1 pseudogene is annotated in these 282 nt (G+C 58.9%); it reads left to right on the top strand.

Annotated features, from left to right (window positions below):
* Positions 1-124: 124 nt before the first annotated feature.
* Positions 125-282 (top strand): annotated as a pseudogene (locus EN859_RS40175) (coproporphyrinogen III oxidase); the annotation flags it as partial.

The raw sequence follows: 282 nt of genomic DNA, 5'->3' as shown, positions 1-282 counted from the left end.
GTTTCGTATCTGGCCGAGGAGTTTGGCGTCAGCAAGGTAGATTTCTGCCAATATGATTTTACCAGGGCGGCGCCATGCGCCGAGATTTTGCGCCATCTTTGGTTTTCGCCGGTTGAAGCGGGCCGATCTGCTCTATGGCTTGCCATTCCAGACGGTAGAGACGCTGAGCGCGACCATCGAGCAAGCCCTGTCGCTTCGCCCCGACCGCCTGGCGCTGTTCGGCTATGCGCATGTGCCGTGGTTCAAGAAGCACCAGACGATGATCGACGACCAGGCGTTGCC

It is taken from the genome of Mesorhizobium sp. M00.F.Ca.ET.216.01.1.1 (genome assembly GCF_004010325.2).
Classification (GTDB): domain Bacteria; phylum Pseudomonadota; class Alphaproteobacteria; order Rhizobiales; family Rhizobiaceae; genus Mesorhizobium.
This window is presented reverse-complemented; position numbering and strand designations above follow the sequence as displayed.